Consider the following 17,910-nt stretch of genomic DNA (forward strand, 5'->3'; position numbering starts at 1 on the left):
ACCGGCTCCGTTACTTCTTCTTGCCTTCCTTGCGGAAGATGAATTCGTTCGCGTACTTCACGCCCTTGCCCTTATAGGGCTCCGGCGGACGATAGGCACGGATCTCGGCCGCGACCTGCCCGACCCGCTGGGAGTCGATGCCCGTGACCGTGATCTCGGTCGGCTTCGGCACGGTGATCGTGATCCCTTCCGGGATCTGATAGACCACGTCGTGGCTGTAGCCGAGCGCGAGCTGCAGGTTCTTGCCCTGCATCGCGGCGCGATAGCCGACGCCGGTGATCTCGAGCTTCTTCTCGAAACCCTTGGTGACGCCTTCGACCAGGTTGGCGATCTGGGCGCGCGCGGTGCCGTAGAGCGAACGCGCACGCTTGGTCTCGGCGCGCGGGGCAACCTTGACCTGGCCGTTCTCGAACTTCACCTCGACATCATCATGGACGATGAACTGAAGCTGGCCTTTCGGCCCCTTCATCTTGACGGTCTGGCCATCGACGGAGGCCGTCACACCGGACGGCACCGCCACAGGCTTCTTGCCAATACGTGACATTGCTCAATCCTTCTTAGAACACCGTGAAGAGAACTTCACCGCCGACATTCGCGTCCCGCGCGTCATGATCGGCCATGATTCCCTTCGGGGTCGACAACACTGAAATTCCGAGCCCATTGTTCACGCGCGGCAAATTCTTCACCGAGGTGTAGACGCGGCGGCCGGGCTTCGAAACCCGCTCGATCTCGCGGATCACGGGCTCGCCGTCGAAATATTTCAGCTCGATCTCGATCTCGCTGCGGCCCGACGAATGCTCCACCGTGGCATAGCCGCGAATGTAGCCTTCCGACTTCAGGACCTCGAGCACGCTGGCGCGCATCTTCGAACCCGGGGTCGAGACCTTCGACTTCGAGCGCATCTGCGCGTTGCGGATGCGGGTGATCAGATCGCTGATGGGATCGTGCGTTGACATGAGCGATCCTCCTTACCAGCTCGACTTCACGAGGCCCGGAATCAGGCCCTTCGAGCCGAGCTCGCGCAGCGCGATGCGGCTCAGCTTGTTCTTGCGATAGTTCGAGCGCGGACGCCCGGTCAGCTCGCAGCGGTTGCGGATGCGCGTCGCCGACGAATTGCGCGGCATTTCGGCGAGCTTCAGGGTGGCGGCGAACCGCTCCTCCATCGGCTTTTCCTTGTCGGCGATGATCGCCTTCAACCGCGCGCGCTTCGGGGCGGCGTTCTTCGCCATCCGCTTGCGCCGGTTGTTCTTCTCGATTGAACTCTTCTTTGCCATGCTTGGCTCCTAGGTATCCGCGTTTGAGAGGCTCGAAGTCAGCGTCTCACTGCCGGAACGGGAAATTGAATGCGGTCAGAAGGGCACGCGCCTCTTCGTCGTTGCTCGCCGTGGTGCACACCGTGATGTCCATGCCCCAGCTCTCCCCCGCCTTGTCGAAGTCGATTTCGGGGAAAATGATGTGCTCCTTGATGCCGAGCGAGTAGTTGCCGCGGCCATCGAAGCTCTTCGGGTTCAGGCCGCGGAAGTCGCGGACGCGCGGCAGCGCGACGTTGATCAGGCGGTCGATGAACTCGTACATGCGCGCCTTCCGCAAGGTGACCTTGCAGCCGATCGGCTGGTTCTCGCGCAGCTTGAAGGTCGCGATCGCGTTGCGGGAATAGGTCACAACCGCCTTCTGGCCGGCGATCAGCGACAGGTCGGCCGCCGCCGTCTCCGCCTTCTTGCGGTCGTTCACAGCCTCGCCGACACCCATGTTCAGCACGACCTTCTCGAGCCGCGGCACCTGCATGACGTTGGCGTAGCCGAACTTCTCGGTCAGCTGGCTCTTGATCTTGCGGTCATATTCCGCGCGCAGGCGCGGCACGTAAGCGGTCTCAGCCATCGATCTCTGCTCCCGAGCTCTTGGCGACGCGAACCTTCTTGCCGTCTGCCAGAACCTTGAATCCGACGCGGGTCGGCTTCCCATCCTTGCCGACATACGCGATGTTGGACAGGTGGATCGGCGCTTCCTTGGAGATGATGCCGCCCTCCTGATTGTGGGTCTGCTTCTGGTGGCGCTTCACCATGTTGATGCCGCGCACCAATGCGGTGCTCTCGTCGGGACGCACCTCGAACACCTCGCCGGTGCGACCCTTGTCGCGGCCGGTCAGCACGATCACCTTGTCGCCCTTGCGGATCTTGGCAGCCATCACAGCACCTCCGGCGCAAGCGAAATGATCTTCATGTGGTTCTTGGCGCGCAGCTCGCGCGGCACCGGCCCGAAGATACGGGTGCCGACCGGCTCCGACTGGTTGTTGATCAGAACGGCCGCGTTGCGGTCGAAGCGGATCACCGAGCCGTCGGCGCGGCGGATGTCCTTGCGGACGCGCACCACGACGGCCTTCATGACGTCGCCCTTCTTCACCTTGCCGCGCGGAATGGCTTCCTTGATCGACACCACGATGATGTCGCCCACGGTGGCGTAGCGGCGCTTGGAACCGCCCAGCACCTTGATACACATGACACGGCGTGCGCCAGAATTGTCGGCCACGTCGAGGTTGGTCTGCATCTGAATCATTGATGCACCTCGTCCTCTTTATATGCTCGCGCGAGACAGTCGCGCCTTGATTGCTCCCGAAAGCGAAACCGGCCCCGAAAGGGCCCGCTCGCCTCAGGCGGTTTTCTTGTGTTCGCCCCGGATCACGGTCCAGCGCTTCAACTTCGAGACCGGCCGGCTCTCTTCGATCCAGACCGTGTCGCCCGGCTTGAACTCGTTGTTCTCGTCATGGGCGTGGTAGTTCTTCGAGCGGCGGATCGTCTTCTTGTAGATCGGGTGGGTGAAGCGCCGGTCGACGCGCACTACCACGGTCTTGGCCTGCTTGTCGCTGACGACAACGCCCTGGAGGGTCCGTTTCGGCATGTGTCGAGCCTCTTACTTCGTCTTGGCGCGCTGCTGCGCGGCGATGGTCTTGATGCGGGCGATGTCGCGGCGCGCCTCACGCAGCCGCGAGGTGTTTTCCAGCTGCCCGGTGGCGCGCTGGAAACGCAGGTTGAAGCGCTCCTTCTTCAGGTTGAGGATCGCGTCCTCCATCTGATCGGGGCTCATCGCGCGAATATCGGAAACTTTCATCTCGGCCATGACCGTTACTCCGCAATGCGCTCGACGAAGCGCGTCTTGATCGGCAGCTTGGCGGCCGCCAGCGTCAGCGCCTCGCGCGCGATCTGGTTGCTCACGCCGTCGATCTCGAACATCACGCGGCCCGGCTTCACCCGCGCCACCCACAATTCCGGCGAGCCCTTGCCGGAGCCCATGCGGACTTCGGCCGGCTTCTTCGACACCGGAACGTCCGGGAATATGCGGATCCAGACGCGGCCGGCGCGCTTCATGTGACGGGTCAGCGCACGACGGGCGGCTTCGATCTGGCGCGCGGTGACGCGCTCCGGCTCCATGGCCTTCAGCCCGAACTGGCCGAAGGCCAGCGTCGCGCCCGAGGACGCAACGCCGTGGATACGGCCCTTATGCGCCTTTCGGAACTTGGTTTTCTTTGGTTGCATCATGGCTGTTAGCCCTCAAACCTGTGTTCTCGCGGCGATCGATCAGGCCGCGTCGCGGCGGGAGCGCTGCGAGCCGCCACCGTCGCCTTCTGCCATCCGCTTGTCCTGCGCCATCGGATCGTGCTCGAGAATCTCGCCCTTGAAGATCCAGACCTTCACGCCGCAGGTGCCGAACGTGGTGAATGCGGTCGCCGTGCCGTAGTCGATATCGGCGCGCAACGTGTGCAGCGGCACCCGTCCCTCGCGATACCACTCCATGCGGGCGATTTCCGCGCCGCCCAGACGGCCCGAGCAGTTGATACGGATGCCTTCGGCACCCAGACGCATTGCCGACTGCACCGCCCGCTTCATGGCGCGGCGGAACGCGACGCGGCGCTCGAGCTGCTGCGCGATCGATTCCGCAACCAGGGTCGCATCGAGCTCGGGCTTGCGGATCTCGACAATGTTAATGACGACGTCCGACGAGGTGATGTCGGCGACGCGCTTGCGCAGCTTGTCGATGTCGGCGCCCTTCTTGCCGATCACGACACCCGGACGCGCCGAGTGGATGGTGACGCGGCACTTCTTGTGCGGACGCTCGATGACGATGCGCGCGACGGCCGCCTGCTTGAGCTCCTTGTGCAGGATCTCGCGGATCTTGACGTCCTCATGCAGCAACTTGCCGTATTCGGCCTTGCCCGCGAACCAGCGCGAATCCCAGGTCCGGTTGATGCCGAGACGCAAGCCGATCGGATTGATCTTTTGACCCATCGTATTCTCCCAGCGCCTTTACGCGCTCGCCTCGACCTGACGAACGACGATCGTCAGCTGCGAAAATGGTTTGAAAATCCGGCCCGAGCGGCCACGGCCGCGCGGCGAAAACCGCTTCATGACGATGCCGTTGCCGACGAAGGCCTCCGACACGACGAGGGCGTCGACGTCGAGGTCATGGTTGTTCTCGGCATTGGCGATCGCCGATTCCAGGCACTTCTTGACGTCGACCGCGATCCGCTTGCGCGAGAACTGCAGGTCGGCGAGCGCAGAAGAGGCCTTCCGGCCGCGGATCATCTGGGCGACCAGGTTGAGCTTCTGCGGGCTCACCCGCAACATCCTGGCGACCGCCTTGGCCTCGTTGTCCGGGAGGCTCCGTTCGCGCTTTGGTTTGCTCATCGCTTAATCCTCAAGCCTACTCTTAGGCCTTCTTGGCTTTCTTGTCGCCGGAATGGCCGTGGAAGGTCCGGGTCGGCGAGAACTCGCCGAACTTGTGACCGACCATCTCCTCGTTGACCGCCACCGGCACATGCTTCTGGCCGTTGTAGACGCCGAACGTCAGCCCGACGAACTGCGGCAGGATGGTCGAACGGCGGCTCCAGATCTTGATCACGTCGTGCCGGCCAGACGCCCGCGCCGCATCTGCCTTCTTGAGCAGCGACGCCTCGACGAACGGGCCCTTCCAGACTGAACGAACCATCTCGGCGTTCCTTACTTCTTCCGCTTGTGGCGGCTCAACAGAATGAATTTATCGGTCGACTTGTTGGTGCGGGTCTTCTTGCCCTTGGTGGGCTTGCCCCACGGCGTGACCGGGTGACGACCGCCGGAAGTACGGCCTTCGCCGCCGCCGTGCGGGTGATCGATCGGGTTCATGGCGACGCCGCGGTTGTGGGGCCGACGGCCCATCCAACGCTTGCGGCCGGCCTTGCCGATCGAGGTGTTCATGTGGTCCGGGTTCGACACCGCGCCGATCGTGCCACGGCAACGGCCGTGCACCAGGCGTTGCTCGCCCGAGTTCAGGCGCAGGATCACGTAGTCCTGGTCGCGGCCGACGATCTGGGCGTAGGTGCCGGCCGAACGCGCCAGCTGACCACCCTTGCCGATCTTGACCTCGATGTTGTGGACGATCGTGCCGACCGGCATGTTGCCGAGCGGCATGACGTTGCCCGGCTTCACGTCGACATAGTTGCCGGCGACGATGGTGTCGCCGACCGCAAGGCGCTGCGGGGCCAGGATGTAGGCCAGCTCGCCGTCCTGATACTTGACCAGGGCGATGAAGGCGGTGCGGTTCGGATCATATTCCAGCCGCTCGACGGTGGCGGGAACGTCGACCTTGTCGCGCTTGAAATCGACCGTGCGGTACGACTGCTTGTGGCCGCCACCAAGAAAGCGGACGGTGATGCGGCCGGTGTTGTTGCGGCCGCCGCTCGACAGCTTGCCTTCGGTCAGAGCCTTGACCGGCTTGCCCTTGTAGAGCGCCGAACGATCGACCATCACCAGCTGGCGCTGGCCCGGCGTCGTGGGGTTGAATGTCTTCAATGCCATGGCAGTACAGCCTTATAGCCCGGTGGTCACGTCGATGCGGTGGCCCTCTTCGAGGGTCACGATCGCGCGCTTGGAGTCCGACTGCGACCCGAAATGGCCGCGGAACATCTTGGTCTTGCCCTTGCGCACGAGCGTGTTGACGCTCTTGACCTTGACGTCGAACAGCTTCTCGATCGCCTCTTTGATCTGCGGCTTGGTCGCCTTGGCGGCCACCTTGAACAGAACCTTGTTGTGCTCGGAGGCGTAGGTCGCCTTCTCGGTCACGACCGGCGAAAGGATGATGTCGTAGTGGCGCGGATCGATGGTCTTCATTTGAAGCGCGCCTCCAGCGCATCGATCGCCGCCTTGGTCAGCACCAGCTTCTGACGGCGCAGAATGTCGTAGACGTTGATGCCCTGGATCGGCAGCACGTCCATGTTCGGGATGTTGCGGGCCGCATTGGCGAACCCGCCGTGCAGCTCGGCGCCGTCGATGATCAGCGCGTTGGTGAGCCCGAGGCCGGAGAAGTGCCCGACCAGCGCCTTGGTCTTGGCGGTCTCGAGCGTCGCGTTCTCCAGCACGACCAGGTCGCCGTCCTTTGCCTTGGCCGACAGCGCATGCTTGAGCGCAAGCGCGCGCACCTTCTTCGGCAGATCAGTGGCGTGCGAACGCACCACCGGACCGAAGGCGCGGCCGCCGCCACGGAACTGCGGCACGCGAGCCGAGCCGTGACGAGCACCGCCGGTGCCCTTCTGCTTGTACATCTTCTTGCCGGTGCGCCAGACTTCGGCGCGGCCCTTGGCCTTGTGAGTGCCGGCCTGGCGCTTGTTCAGCTGCCACTGAACGCAACGCGCGATGATATCCGCGCGCGGCTCAAGACCGAAGATGGCGTCGGACAGCTGGACCGAGCCGGCTTCCTTGCCCTCGAGGGTGGTGACTTTCAGTTCCATGTTATGCGCCCTCCTGCACGGCCGCAGCTTCCGCAGCCTGCTCGGTAGCGACCTTGAACTTGCCGGGCTTCGGCGCTTCCTTCGGCAGCGGCTTCTTCACGGCGTCGCGCACCGAGATCCAGCCGCCCTTGGAACCGGGCACCGCGCCTTCCACCAGGATCAGGCCGCGCTCGACATCCGTCTGCACCACACGCAGGTTCAGCGTGGTGACGCGCTCCACACCCATGTGACCGGGCATCTTCTTGTTCTTCCAGGTCTTGCCGGGGTCCTGACGACCACCGGTCGAACCGATCGAACGATGCGAGATCGACACGCCGTGAGTGGCGCGCAGACCGCCGAAATTCCAGCGCTTCATACCGCCGGCAAACCCCTTACCGATCGAGGTGCCGGTGACGTCGACGAACTGGCCGACAACGAAGTGGTCAGCCTGGATTTCGGCGCCGACCGGAATCAGCGCGTCCTCGCTGACGCGGAATTCGGCGAGCTTGCGCTTCGGCTCGACCTTGGCGACCGCGAACTGACCGCGCTCGGCCTTCGGCATGTACACGGTCTTACGGCTGCCGGCGCCGAGCTGCAGCGCGACGTAGCCGTTCTTGTCTTTGGTGCGGTGACCAACCACCTGGCAGTTGCCGAGCTTCAGCACGGTCACGGGGATATGTTCGCCGGTCTCCGTGAAGACCCGCGTCATCCCGACCTTTTGTGCGATCACTCCGGAGCGCATCGGCGTGCATCCTGTTCTTCTGTGTGTCCGCAACACGCGGACGTGAATCCAAAAATCTTAGAGCTTGATCTCGACGTCGACACCGGCGGCCAGATCGAGCTTCATCAGCGCGTCAACGGTCTGCGGGGTCGGATCGACGATGTCGAGCAGGCGCTTGTGGGTGCGCATCTCGAACTGCTCGCGGCTCTTCTTGTCGACGTGCGGCGAACGGTTGACGGTGAACTTCTCGATGCGGGTCGGCAGCGGAATGGGTCCGCGAACCTGCGCGCCGGTCCGTTTCGCCGTGTTCACGATCTCCCGCGTCGACGTATCGAGGATACGATGGTCGAACGCCTTGAGACGGATGCGAATGTTCTGGCCGTTCATTGCCGTATGCTTTCTCTAGTGAGTGGCGAGTAGCGAGTAGCGAATGGATCTGGTCCACCCGCCACTCGCCATTCCCTATCGCTTGTTACTCGATGATCGCGGCGACGACGCCGGCGCCGACGGTGCGACCACCCTCGCGGATGGCGAAGCGCAGCTTCTCCTCCATCGCGATCGGCACGATCAGGTGCACTTCCATCGCGATGTTGTCGCCCGGCATCACCATCTCGGTGCCTTCCGGCAGATGCACGACACCGGTCACGTCGGTCGTGCGGAAGTAGAACTGCGGACGGTAGTTGGTGAAGAACGGCGTGTGACGGCCGCCCTCTTCCTTGGTGAGGATGTAAGCCTCAGCCTTGAACTTGGTGTGCGGCTTGACCGAACCCGGCTTGCACAGCACCTGGCCGCGCTCGACTTCCTCGCGCTTGGTGCCGCGAAGCAGCGCGCCGATGTTATCGCCCGCCTGACCCTGATCGAGCAGCTTGCGGAACATCTCTACGCCGGTGACCGTGGTCTTCTGGGTCGGACGGATGCCGACGATCTCGATTTCGTCGCCAACCTTGATGATGCCGCGCTCGACACGGCCGGTCACCACGGTGCCGCGGCCCGAGATCGAGAACACGTCTTCCACCGGCATCAGGAACGGCTGGTCGATCGGACGCTCCGGCTGCGGAATGTACTCGTCGACATTGCGCATCAGCTCGAGGATCGCGTCGTGACCGAGCTTCTTGTCCGAATCTTCCAGAGCGGCGAGCGCCGAACCCTTGATGATCGGGATCTTGTCGCCCGGGAATTCGTACTTCGAGAGCAGCTCGCGGACCTCGAGCTCGACGAGCTCGAGCAGCTCCGGATCGTCGACCATGTCGCACTTGTTGAGGAACACGACCAGCGCCGGAACGCCGACCTGGCGGGCGAGCAGGATGTGCTCGCGGGTCTGCGGCATCGGGCCGTCAGCAGCCGACACGACCAGGATCGCACCGTCCATCTGGGCGGCGCCGGTGATCATGTTCTTCACGTAGTCGGCGTGGCCGGGGCAGTCGACGTGCGCGTAGTGGCGGTTCTTGGTCTCGTACTCGACGTGCGCGGTCGAGATGGTGATGCCGCGGGCCTTCTCTTCCGGCGCCTTGTCGATCTGGTCGTATGCAGTGAACGTCGCGCCACCGGTCTCGGCCAGGATCTTGGTGATCGCAGCCGTCAGCGACGTCTTGCCGTGGTCGACGTGACCGATGGTGCCGATGTTGCAGTGCGGTTTGTTACGTTCAAACTTTGCTTTGGCCATTTGACTCTCCGTTCAGTCGCTAACTTGAGCTAACGACAATCAGGCAAACTTCTTCTGGACTTCCGCCGACACGTTGGCCGGCGCTTCCGCGTAGTGGTCGAACTGCATCGTGAAGGTCGCGCGCCCCTGGCTCATCGAGCGCAGGTTATTCACGTAACCGAACATGTTCATGAGCGGCACCATCGCGTTGATGACGTTGGCATTGCCGCGCATGTCCTGGCCCTGGATCTGGCCACGCCGCGAGTTCAAGTCGCCGATGACGGAACCGGTGTAGTCTTCCGGCGTCACCACTTCGACCTTCATGATCGGCTCGAGCAGAACCGATTTGCCCTTCTGCAGCGCCTCGCGGAAGGCCGCGCGCGATGCGATTTCGAAGGCCAGCGCCGAAGAGTCGACGTCGTGATACTTACCGTCGACCAGCGCCACCTTGACGTCGACCACCGGGAAGCCGGCGACCACGCCAGAGCCGAGCACGCTCTCGATGCCCTTCTCAACACCGGGGATGTATTCCTTCGGAACCGCACCACCGACGATCTTGGATTCGAACACGTAGCCGCCGCCCGGCTCGTTCGGCTCGACCACCAGCGAGACGGCCGCGAACTGGCCGGTGCCGCCGGTCTGCTTCTTGTGGGTGTAATCCACATTGGCAGGCTTGGTGATGCGCTCACGGAACGCCACCTGCGGCGCGCCGATATTGGCGTCCACCTTGTAGGTCCGCTTCAAGATGTCGACCTTGATGTCGAGATGAAGCTCGCCCATGCCCTTCAGGATGGTCTGGCCGGACTCGTGATCGGTCGACACCCGGAACGACGGATCCTCCGCCGCCAGCTTCGCCAGCGCGATGCCGAGCTTCTCCTGGTCCGCCTTCGATTTCGGCTCGATCGCGATCTCGATCACCGGCTCCGGGAATTCCATCTTTTCCAGGATCACCTGGTGGGTCGGATCGCAAAGCGTATCACCGGTGCGCGCTTCCTTGAGGCCAGCCAGCGCGACGATGTCGCCGGCATAGGCTTCCTTGATGTCCTCGCGATTGTTCGCGTGCATCAAGAGCATGCGGCCGATGCGCTCCTTCTTCTCGCGGGTCGAGTTCACGACGCCGGTGCCGCTCTGCAGGATGCCCGAATAGATGCGGCAGAAGGTGATGGTGCCAACGAACGGGTCGTCCATGATCTTGAACGCGAGCAGCGACAGCGGCTCCTTGTCGTCCGCCTTGCGCACGACTTCGTTGCCCTTGTCGTCAGTGCCCTTGATCGCAGGCACGTCGAGCGGCGACGGCAGATAGTCGACAACGGCGTCGAGCAGCGGCTGCACGCCCTTGTTCTTGAAGGCCGAGCCGCATAGCACCGGATAGAAGGCGCCGGTCAGAACCGCTTTGCGGAGCAGCTTCTTCAAGGTCGCCTCGTCCGGCTCCTTGCCGTCGAGATAGGCAGCCATGGCGTCGTCGTCGAGCTCGACGGCGGCTTCCACCAGCTTCTCGCGATATTCCTTGGCCTGGTCGGCAAGATCCGCCGGAATGTCGACATAGTCGAACTTCGCACCGAGCGACTCGTCGTTCCAGACGATGCCCTGCATCTTCACGAGGTCGACAACGCCCTTGAAATTGTTCTCAGCACCGATCGGCAGCTGGATCGCAACCGGCTTCGCGCCCAGGCGATCGACGATGTCCGCCAGGCACTTGAAGAAGTCGGCACCGGTCTTGTCCATCTTGTTGGCGAAGACGATGCGCGGCACCTTGTACTTGTCGCCCTGGCGCCAGACAGTCTCGGTCTGCGGCTCGACGCCCTGGTTGGAGTCGAGCACGCACACGGCGCCGTCCAGCACGCGCAACGAACGCTCCACCTCGATGGTGAAGTCGACGTGGCCGGGCGTATCGATGATGTTCAGACGCTTGCCGTTCCAGAACGCGGTGGTCGCGGCCGACGTGATCGTGATGCCGCGCTCCTGCTCCTGCTCCATCCAGTCCATCGTCGCGGCACCCTCGTGCACCTCGCCGATTTTGTGGCTCTTGCCGGTGTAATACAGAATGCGCTCGGTGGTCGTGGTCTTACCGGCGTCGATATGCGCCATGATACCGAAGTTACGGTAGTCCTCGATGGCATGTTGGCGGGGCATGGACCTGTTCCTAAATTTCCGTTCGGGTCGCCGTTACCAGCGATAGTGCGAGAAGGCGCGGTTGGCTTCCGCCATGCGATGCACGTCTTCACGCTTCTTGACGGCGTTCCCCCGGTTGTTCGAGGCGTCGAGTAGCTCCGCCGAGAGCCGCTCGGTCATCGTCTTCTCGTTGCGATCGCGCGCCGCGGAGATCAGCCAACGAATTCCCAAAGCCTGCCGACGCGTCGAACGCACTTCGACCGGAACCTGGTAGGTCGCACCGCCGACGCGGCGGGAGCGCACCTCGATGGTCGGCATCACGTTGTCGAGCGCCTGCTCGAACACCGTCAGCGGATTCTGCTTGGTCTTGCTCTCGATGATGCCGAGCGCGCCGTAAACGATGCTTTCGGCGACCGACTTCTTGCCGGCATACATCACCGAATTCATGAACTTCGTAATGACGACGTTCCCGAACTTCGGATCCGGAAGCACTTCACGCTTTTCGGCAGAGTGGCGACGCGACATGTGTTCTGTTCCCGCTTATCTCGAACGTCTTACTTGGGCCGCTTGGCGCCGTACTTCGAACGGCGCTGCTTACGGTTCTTGACGCCCTGGGTATCCAAGACGCCGCGGAGAATGTGGTAGCGCACGCCCGGCAAGTCCTTGACGCGACCACCGCGGATCATGACCACCGAGTGCTCCTGAAGGTTATGGCCTTCACCCGGGATGTAACCGATCACCTCGAAGCCGTTGGTCAGGCGCACCTTGGCGACCTTACGAAGCGCCGAGTTCGGCTTCTTCGGCGTCGTGGTGTAGACGCGCGTGCAAACACCGCGCTTCTGCGGCGACTGCTGCAGCGCCGGCACCTTCTTGCGCGACTTCTGCACAACGCGCGGATTTGCGATCAGCTGGTTGATCGTCGGCATCTTGGCCTTCACCCTTCTCAACGTTCTTACGAAAACCACGTCGCGTGGTGCCCGCAAATTCCTACTGAGGTTCCCCGCCTCACCGGGCCGCCAGCGCGAAAAACATCTGCGCAAAGCGAAAGCGCGCCAACCGCTCATCGCTGAACGGAAAGCGCTTGACGCCACAGAGGACCGCAGTCAGAGCCGGTCGGCACAGCCGACGGCCACCACCTGAGGTCATGCATCCGAATTCGATCTCAAGAGGACTTGCTCAAGAGAACTAAAATCGTCCTGGCATTGCCTAGCTATAATCGACAGCGTTTGAGCGGCATTCGTCGAGGGTGGTGCCCATCCCTGCCCGTTTCGGGGTGGTCCGGGTGTTCCGTACCGACGCTGGCGAAGCTCACCGCCTGTCGTTAAGTGGGCGCGTTTTATAAGCGGTAAATACCCAAGTCAAGCAAAACGATGCTGCAAGAGACCAGAAGAAAGGCCTCTGGCAGCTGCGCTTTCCGCGGCACCGCAGGCGGCGGCCCGAGCCGGGACGTGCCCCCGCGAGGGCGCCTGTCCGCATGTGCATCCGATTGAGAATATACCGATGTTCCAACGAGATAAGTCTTTCTTTGCATTCCGCAAGGCAGCATCGAGCGGCCACCAAAGACAGCGCAGGTGTTGGCATTGAGGACCGTCATCCCTTGGCGGCGGCCGGCCGGCTTGCCCCTGTCGGCGTCGCCGCCGAACTGTGCCCCCTCGCCGATCTTGACGGCCCGATCCGCTGGATTTTGCGCCCGCCAACGTTGCGATTCCAACAGTTCGCGCCCTTTCGCGGTCGATTCGCTTTGCGAGCTTCGGATTGAAGATCTCGGAAAAGTAATTGATTTTATTTGATTTTTTTCGAATTCAGATCAGGAGCATGCAGACGGGGCGCCGGGAATCGCAAGTTCGTCAGGGCGCCCGGAGGCGCTTGGCGCCGCAGACAGATCGATTCTGCCGCGATGGGATTCGCCCGACCGCCCCGGCCTACGCAACCCACGCAAATGGCCGGCCACCACCCCGCGCGACGATCCCGTTCACGCCGCGTCGTCGTCCTCGTCGTCATCATCATCATCGTCGGGATCGGTCCGATTGGCCGAATCGGCCGTCTGCGGCATGTGCCCTTGGTCATCCCAGAGCTTGCGATAGACCCCGTTCTTGGCGAGCAGTTCAGCATGAGTGCCGCGCTCGATCGCGCGGCCGCCGGAGATCACGATGATCTCGTCCATCTCGACGACCGAGGTCAGGCGATGGGTCGACCAGATCATGGTACGGCCCTTGGCGACCTTCAGCAGCGTGTGGTTGATGGCAGCCTCGGTGGTCTGGTCGAGCGCCGAGGTCGCCTCGTCCAGCAGCAGCACCGAGGGATTGCGGATGATCGCCCGCGCAATGGCGATGCGCTGGCGCTGCCCGCCCGACAGCGTGTCGCCGCGTTCACCCACCAACGTATCGTATTTCTGCGGCAGGCTCATGATGTAGCGGTGGATCTCGGCCTTCTTCGCGGCTTCCACGACCTCGGCGTCGGTTGCGCCCTCCTTGCCGAGTCGGATGTTCTCCCGCAGCGACATGTTGAACAACATGTTCTCCTGGAACACGACCGCCATGCTCCGGCGCAGCGAGTCGCGGGTCACCTTGCGGATGTCGACGCCGTCGATGGTGACGCGCCCTTCGTCCGGAACATAGAGCCGCAGGATCAGGTTGAGCAGCGTGCTCTTGCCCGAGCCTGACGGGCCGACGATCGCAATCCGCTTGCCGACCTCAAGCTTGAGGCTGAGATTGTCGAGCACCGGCGTCGCGCTGCCCTCGTATTGGAAGGTGACGCGCTCGAAGGTGATGTCGTGGCTGATGCGCGGCAGGTCTGGCGCGCCTGCTCGGTCGGCGCCGCGGGTCGGCTCGTCCAAGAGCTCCTGCATATGGCGGATGGCCGCGGCCGACGAAATCGACACCGGAATGAAATGCATGACATGGGCGATGTTGTAGGACACCTCCCAGAACGCGCTTTCGAAGGTGACGAAGGTCCCGACCGTGATCTGGCCCTTGGTGGCGAGATAGGCGCCGAGCGCCAGCACCACGAGGTGGAGCAACAGCACCGCGATCGTCACGGTGCGCTCGACCATGGTCGACAGGAACATGGCAGAGGCCATCTTCTGCCGGGCCGCGTCATTGCGCAGGGTGAACCAGCCGAACACCTTGCGGTGCAGACTGAACGCCTTGATCACCGCCTGAGCTGCGATGTTCTCGTGGATCACGCCGAGCAGCGAGGCCTCGTTGACCTTCTGCTCGTAATTGGCCACCACCGCCATGGGCGTGAGGATACGCGGACCGATCAGCGTAATCGGAAACACCAGGAGCGCCACCACGGCCAGCTGCCAGTTCAGGAAGAGCATCAGGATGATGCCCGCGATCAGTTCCAGAAACGGCAGTGCCGCGCTGTTCGAGAAGCTCTTCACCACCCCTTCGAACGCCGACATGTCGACGGAGAAACGCGACAGGATCTCGCCGCGCTTGGTCCGCTGAAAATAGGCTGCAGGGAGATTCTGGACGTGCTCGAACAGCCGCGTGCGCACATCCGAGATGACGCAGGCGGCGAGCCGCGCGTCCCAGCGCTCGTACAGCACAGCGACGATCGAGGTGAAGATGCCGGCGGCGGCGAGCACGCCTAGGATGCGATAGAGCGCCTCGAAATCCTCCTCGCCGAGCGCGTCGTCGATCAGGAACTTGAGGCTGAGCGGCATGATCACGTTGAACAGCGTCTCGACAAGGACGCCCAAGGTGACGAAGGCCAGCATCTTCTTGTATTTGGCCAGCAGCGGCGCGACGAAGCCATAGACCGTCGCCAACGCACCGGCGGCTTCGCGTGCAGTAAAGACGACGAGGTCTTCGTCGTCGTCATCATCATCGAGGTCGAGGCCCTCCTCCTCCTCGTCCTGCTCGTCTTCGTCTTCGTCCTCGTCATCCTCATCGTCGACCGGAGCCGGCGGTTTGCCGGCGGCCGGCCCTTTGGGCACGGCAGGTTTCGGCGCGCCCGTCTTTGGAGCTTCGGTCTTGAGGGCTTCGGATTTGGCCACAACGAGCTTGGCCGGATCCGAGGCGGGATCGCCTTCGGACGCAGGTTGCCGACCGTCAGACATTGAAGTTTTGGACGCCATTGAACCAACCGATGCTGCACGGCCGGCCTGACCGTAGAAGACTCGAGCGCTCCGGCTTTAACATCTGCGATCCGCCGCAGCCAGCATTCCCACGACAACGCGACGCATCATGGATGACAGAAGACCGTTGCTCGCGGGCCTTCTGCACAGTCGGGCGGGCATTTGCCGTCCGGCTTCCGTTTTTCGGAACATGCCCCCGGCACATAGGGGCACGACAGGCGCGGCCGCCTCAGTCCTCGTCCTTGACCTTGTCAAAGAACGAATAGCGCAGGCTGTCCGCGTCGGCATACCAGTGGCCCGGCCCCTTGTTGGCGGCCAGCGTCGCCGCCCACAATGCGTCGGTACAGTCGTGGCGATGCATCGACAGGTCGAAGCCGTTGCCGAAGAACAGCTCCGACCATTCCCACCAGGTGCCGAGCTTCTTCACGCCCCGCAACAGATCGTAGCGGTCGATCAGCGCCGGCGCCATGTCGGAGGTGATGGAGCCGAACACCAGGCCCGTCTTGACCACGCGGTTGAGTTCGCGGATTGCGCGAGGCACCTGCCTTTCCGCCACATGGCAGAGGCTGGTTTCGAACACGAAGTCGAACTCGCCATCCTTGAACGGCATGTCGGTGACCGAACCGAGCTTGTTGAACTTCTTCAGCGCCTTCGGCGTCTTGCCATGGATGTAGCGGTTGTTCTCGATGCCCCAGGCATCGATACCGCGGTCGCGCAACGCGCCGACCAGTTCGCCGCTCGCCGACCCGGCAACCAGGAGCTTGTAGCCGCGGGCGCGGTTCCAGACGATCTTGATCAGGTCGGTCAGATAGGCCGGATCGGTGAATTGCTGCCAGGCCTCGCTATAAGGCCCTTGCCCGCGATAGTTCTCGAAATACTCGCGATCGATCTTGTCCGAGAGCGGCTTCTCGGACTGCGCCCGGGCGCGACGTAGCCGTATCATCTCGGTCAGGATGATGTCGGTCGCGGCGTCCGACGAATCGAGCAGACCGTTCAAGGTCGAATCGAACAGATAGTCGCCGACCAGCACGATGCCGGGATGCTCCTTCGGATCGGGCCGATGATTGGTCATGACATCGCGCACCGGCAAGCCGCCCGGCAAGGCGTTCACCGACGACAGCCAACGATGGATCTTGCCTTCCATGAAATGCGCGCGGGCGTCGCCAAACGCCGCCGGCAGCGATTTCAGCGCAGCGTCGATCAATTCCTGATCTGACAGATTGGCGAAGGCGAGCGCATCCGAGCCGGCAATCAGCCAGTTCAGGACGCCGTGCCGGCCGACATCATGGCGCGAGCCCTCATTGTAGATGCAGCAGCCGCCGAACGCTTCCGACATGAACCAGGAGCCCGGGATCTTGTCACCCCAGAACGGCTCGTCGAACAGGATCGAGACGCGCAAGTAATGCGCAGGACGGTCGAAATAGGCGACGTGCTTGACCATCGACTTACGCAGGCTTTCACCTTCCCAGCCGAGGGTGGCAAGCCAGGAATGCGGCAGGCAGACCAGCACCAGGTCGAACTCCCGCGTCTCCGGCCCCTTGCCGTTCATCATGTTGATCCGGTAGCGGCCGGACGCGGTCTTGCCGACCTTCAGCACACGATGATTGAGCTGGATGTCGGCGTCGACCTCGGAGCGCAAGCCCTCGATCAGCTGCTCATTGCCGTTCTGGATGGAATACAGGCCGATATAGCCGTCGATATCCATCACGAAGTTCTTCAGCGCATTCAGCCCATTGGTGTTGTGGGCCTCGGTCGCGATGTCGGAGCGCGCCATCACCTTGAAGAAGCGCTTGGCGGTGGGATCATCGACTTCCTTGTCGAGCAGCTCCTCGCAGGAGACATAGGCCCAGGGATGCTCGTTATCGTGCGCGCCGACGCCCTCGTAATATTCGACCGGTGACATCACCTCGGTGCAGCGCTGGCGGAACGCCTCGACGGCGGCGGCCGTCTTCGGCCCATATTTGCGGCGCAGGCCGGGAACGTCGTCGAGCAACTCGCCGTCGAGCTGCACCTGGAGCGCATCCATCGGGATGGTCTGCAGGCCGAAATGCTGGATCAGCTCGCGCAGGGGATCCGGCCCGCTCATCGAATAATCGTAGATTTCGGCGACGCCCGCTTCGTAGATCGCAGGCGCGGTATCGAACTTGCGCGTGACGATCTTGCCGCCCAGCCGATCGGACGCTTCGAAGATCGTGACCTTGCAAAGGTCACCCAACTTTTTCCTGAGGTACCAGGCGCTCATCAGCCCGCCGGGGCCACCGCCTACAATCGCAAGGTCAAGCATCTGCGTTCCGCTATCTCCGGACGTCCGTGACGTCGCCGGTCGTCGATCTCAGGGGGGTCTGCCACCCTCGGGGCTCGATCGGCCATAGCGCAGCCAGTCCACACAGGGTTTGCGCTTAAGCAAATCGGCGCGTCGTGATGGCGGTCGGTGGAGATCATTATGGCGGATCAGACGGCACCAGAAGCGCCTCTTTGCCTGAAGGGAAGATGAACAACGGGGATGTGCCCCTGCAACAGGACAAAAAAATGTTAAAAAAAGGCCGGCGACAGCCGGCCTTTTCTCCGTTCGATGAATGAACGCCGGAGCGCGCCGACGCGCGCTCCGTAGATTTACG

Annotated in this window: 23 protein-coding genes; all 23 read right to left on the reverse strand. The window is 62.8% G+C overall.

The genetic code is table 11. The annotated features are described in order from the left end of the window. Positions 1 to 10: 10 nt before the first annotated feature. Positions 11 to 544: a 50S ribosomal protein L6 gene (rplF, locus tag QXZ85_RS22680; RefSeq protein WP_316174893.1), complete on the reverse strand. Its 534-nt coding sequence runs from the start codon at positions 542 to 544 to the stop codon at positions 11 to 13. A gap of 13 nt (positions 545 to 557) precedes the next feature. Then, entirely contained in the window at positions 558 to 956 is a 399-nt protein-coding gene (gene rpsH, locus QXZ85_RS22685; protein ID WP_315705651.1) for a 30S ribosomal protein S8, read from the reverse strand. 12 nt (positions 957 to 968) lie between these two features. Continuing rightward, the gene (rpsN, locus tag QXZ85_RS22690) at positions 969 to 1,274 is read right to left on the reverse strand and encodes a 30S ribosomal protein S14 (RefSeq protein ID WP_315705650.1); all 306 of its coding nucleotides are present in this window, start codon (positions 1,272 to 1,274) and stop codon (positions 969 to 971) included. A 46-nt stretch (positions 1,275 to 1,320) separates the two neighbouring features. After that, the gene (gene rplE / locus QXZ85_RS22695; RefSeq protein WP_315705649.1) at positions 1,321 to 1,878 is read right to left on the reverse strand and encodes a 50S ribosomal protein L5; all 558 of its coding nucleotides are present in this window, start codon (positions 1,876 to 1,878) and stop codon (positions 1,321 to 1,323) included. Continuing rightward, entirely contained in the window at positions 1,871 to 2,185 is a 315-nt protein-coding gene (rplX, locus tag QXZ85_RS22700) for a 50S ribosomal protein L24 (protein WP_315705648.1), read from the reverse strand. The genes rplE and rplX overlap by 8 nt, the downstream gene beginning before the upstream one ends. Continuing rightward, positions 2,185 to 2,553, reverse strand: a complete 369-nt coding sequence (rplN, locus tag QXZ85_RS22705; RefSeq protein ID WP_006611848.1) for a 50S ribosomal protein L14 — start codon at positions 2,551 to 2,553, stop codon at positions 2,185 to 2,187. The genes rplX and rplN overlap by 1 nt, the downstream gene beginning before the upstream one ends. A 93-nt stretch (positions 2,554 to 2,646) precedes the next feature. Continuing rightward, positions 2,647 to 2,895, reverse strand: a complete 249-nt coding sequence (gene rpsQ, locus QXZ85_RS22710) for a 30S ribosomal protein S17 (RefSeq protein ID WP_315705647.1) — start codon at positions 2,893 to 2,895, stop codon at positions 2,647 to 2,649. 12 nt (positions 2,896 to 2,907) lie between these two features. Continuing rightward, positions 2,908 to 3,114 (reverse strand): 50S ribosomal protein L29, encoded by a 207-nt coding sequence (gene rpmC / locus QXZ85_RS22715; protein ID WP_315705646.1) that lies wholly within the window; start codon positions 3,112 to 3,114, stop codon positions 2,908 to 2,910. A gap of 5 nt (positions 3,115 to 3,119) precedes the next feature. Beyond that, the gene (gene rplP / locus QXZ85_RS22720) at positions 3,120 to 3,533 is read right to left on the reverse strand and encodes a 50S ribosomal protein L16 (protein ID WP_315705645.1); all 414 of its coding nucleotides are present in this window, start codon (positions 3,531 to 3,533) and stop codon (positions 3,120 to 3,122) included. A gap of 39 nt (positions 3,534 to 3,572) precedes the next feature. Further along, complete coding sequence (gene rpsC, locus QXZ85_RS22725) at positions 3,573 to 4,280, reverse strand: 30S ribosomal protein S3 (protein WP_315705644.1); 708 nt, start codon at positions 4,278 to 4,280, stop codon at positions 3,573 to 3,575. A gap of 18 nt (positions 4,281 to 4,298) precedes the next feature. After that, positions 4,299 to 4,679 carry a 50S ribosomal protein L22 gene (gene rplV / locus QXZ85_RS22730; RefSeq protein ID WP_315705643.1) on the reverse strand — a complete coding sequence of 127 codons (381 nt, stop codon included), beginning with the start codon at positions 4,677 to 4,679 and terminating at the stop codon, positions 4,299 to 4,301. A gap of 22 nt (positions 4,680 to 4,701) precedes the next feature. Beyond that, the gene (gene rpsS, locus QXZ85_RS22735) at positions 4,702 to 4,980 is read right to left on the reverse strand and encodes a 30S ribosomal protein S19 (protein ID WP_008963465.1); all 279 of its coding nucleotides are present in this window, start codon (positions 4,978 to 4,980) and stop codon (positions 4,702 to 4,704) included. Positions 4,981 to 4,991: 11 nt separating this feature from the next. After that, complete coding sequence (gene rplB, locus QXZ85_RS22740) at positions 4,992 to 5,825, reverse strand: 50S ribosomal protein L2 (RefSeq protein ID WP_315705642.1); 834 nt, start codon at positions 5,823 to 5,825, stop codon at positions 4,992 to 4,994. A gap of 12 nt (positions 5,826 to 5,837) precedes the next feature. Further along, on the reverse strand, positions 5,838 to 6,137 hold the full coding sequence (locus QXZ85_RS22745; RefSeq protein WP_315705641.1) for a 50S ribosomal protein L23: 300 nt from the start codon (positions 6,135 to 6,137) through the stop codon (positions 5,838 to 5,840). Further along, positions 6,134 to 6,754, reverse strand: a complete 621-nt coding sequence (gene rplD / locus QXZ85_RS22750; RefSeq protein ID WP_315705640.1) for a 50S ribosomal protein L4 — start codon at positions 6,752 to 6,754, stop codon at positions 6,134 to 6,136. Before rplD ends, QXZ85_RS22745 begins: the two co-directional genes overlap by 4 nt. Before the next feature lies 1 nt (position 6,755). Further along, positions 6,756 to 7,475, reverse strand: a complete 720-nt coding sequence (gene rplC / locus QXZ85_RS22755; RefSeq protein ID WP_315705639.1) for a 50S ribosomal protein L3 — start codon at positions 7,473 to 7,475, stop codon at positions 6,756 to 6,758. Positions 7,476 to 7,532: 57 nt separating this feature from the next. After that, positions 7,533 to 7,841: a 30S ribosomal protein S10 gene (gene rpsJ, locus QXZ85_RS22760; RefSeq protein ID WP_002712302.1), complete on the reverse strand. Its 309-nt coding sequence runs from the start codon at positions 7,839 to 7,841 to the stop codon at positions 7,533 to 7,535. Between the two features lie 85 nt (positions 7,842 to 7,926). Then, a complete protein-coding gene (gene tuf, locus QXZ85_RS22765) occupies positions 7,927 to 9,117 on the reverse strand; it encodes an elongation factor Tu (protein ID WP_315705638.1) in 1,191 nt (396 codons plus the stop codon). A gap of 39 nt (positions 9,118 to 9,156) precedes the next feature. Then, positions 9,157 to 11,229 carry an elongation factor G gene (gene fusA / locus QXZ85_RS22770; RefSeq protein WP_315705636.1) on the reverse strand — a complete coding sequence of 691 codons (2,073 nt, stop codon included), beginning with the start codon at positions 11,227 to 11,229 and terminating at the stop codon, positions 9,157 to 9,159. Positions 11,230 to 11,262: 33 nt separating this feature from the next. Continuing rightward, positions 11,263 to 11,733 (reverse strand): 30S ribosomal protein S7, encoded by a 471-nt coding sequence (gene rpsG, locus QXZ85_RS22775; RefSeq protein ID WP_315729537.1) that lies wholly within the window; start codon positions 11,731 to 11,733, stop codon positions 11,263 to 11,265. Between the two features lie 29 nt (positions 11,734 to 11,762). Further along, positions 11,763 to 12,134: a 30S ribosomal protein S12 gene (gene rpsL, locus QXZ85_RS22780; RefSeq protein WP_008969396.1), complete on the reverse strand. Its 372-nt coding sequence runs from the start codon at positions 12,132 to 12,134 to the stop codon at positions 11,763 to 11,765. A 1,046-nt stretch (positions 12,135 to 13,180) separates the two neighbouring features. Beyond that, positions 13,181 to 15,274, reverse strand: coding sequence for an ABC transporter ATP-binding protein (locus tag QXZ85_RS22785; protein ID WP_409998212.1), 2,094 nt, complete (start codon positions 15,272 to 15,274; stop codon positions 13,181 to 13,183). 247 nt (positions 15,275 to 15,521) lie between these two features. After that, entirely contained in the window at positions 15,522 to 17,576 is a 2,055-nt protein-coding gene (locus QXZ85_RS22790; RefSeq protein WP_315767997.1) for an FAD-dependent oxidoreductase, read from the reverse strand. Positions 17,577 to 17,910 lie beyond the last annotated feature (334 nt).

Source organism: Bradyrhizobium sp. SZCCHNGR1005 (assembly GCF_032489995.1).
Lineage (GTDB): Bacteria > Pseudomonadota > Alphaproteobacteria > Rhizobiales > Xanthobacteraceae > Bradyrhizobium.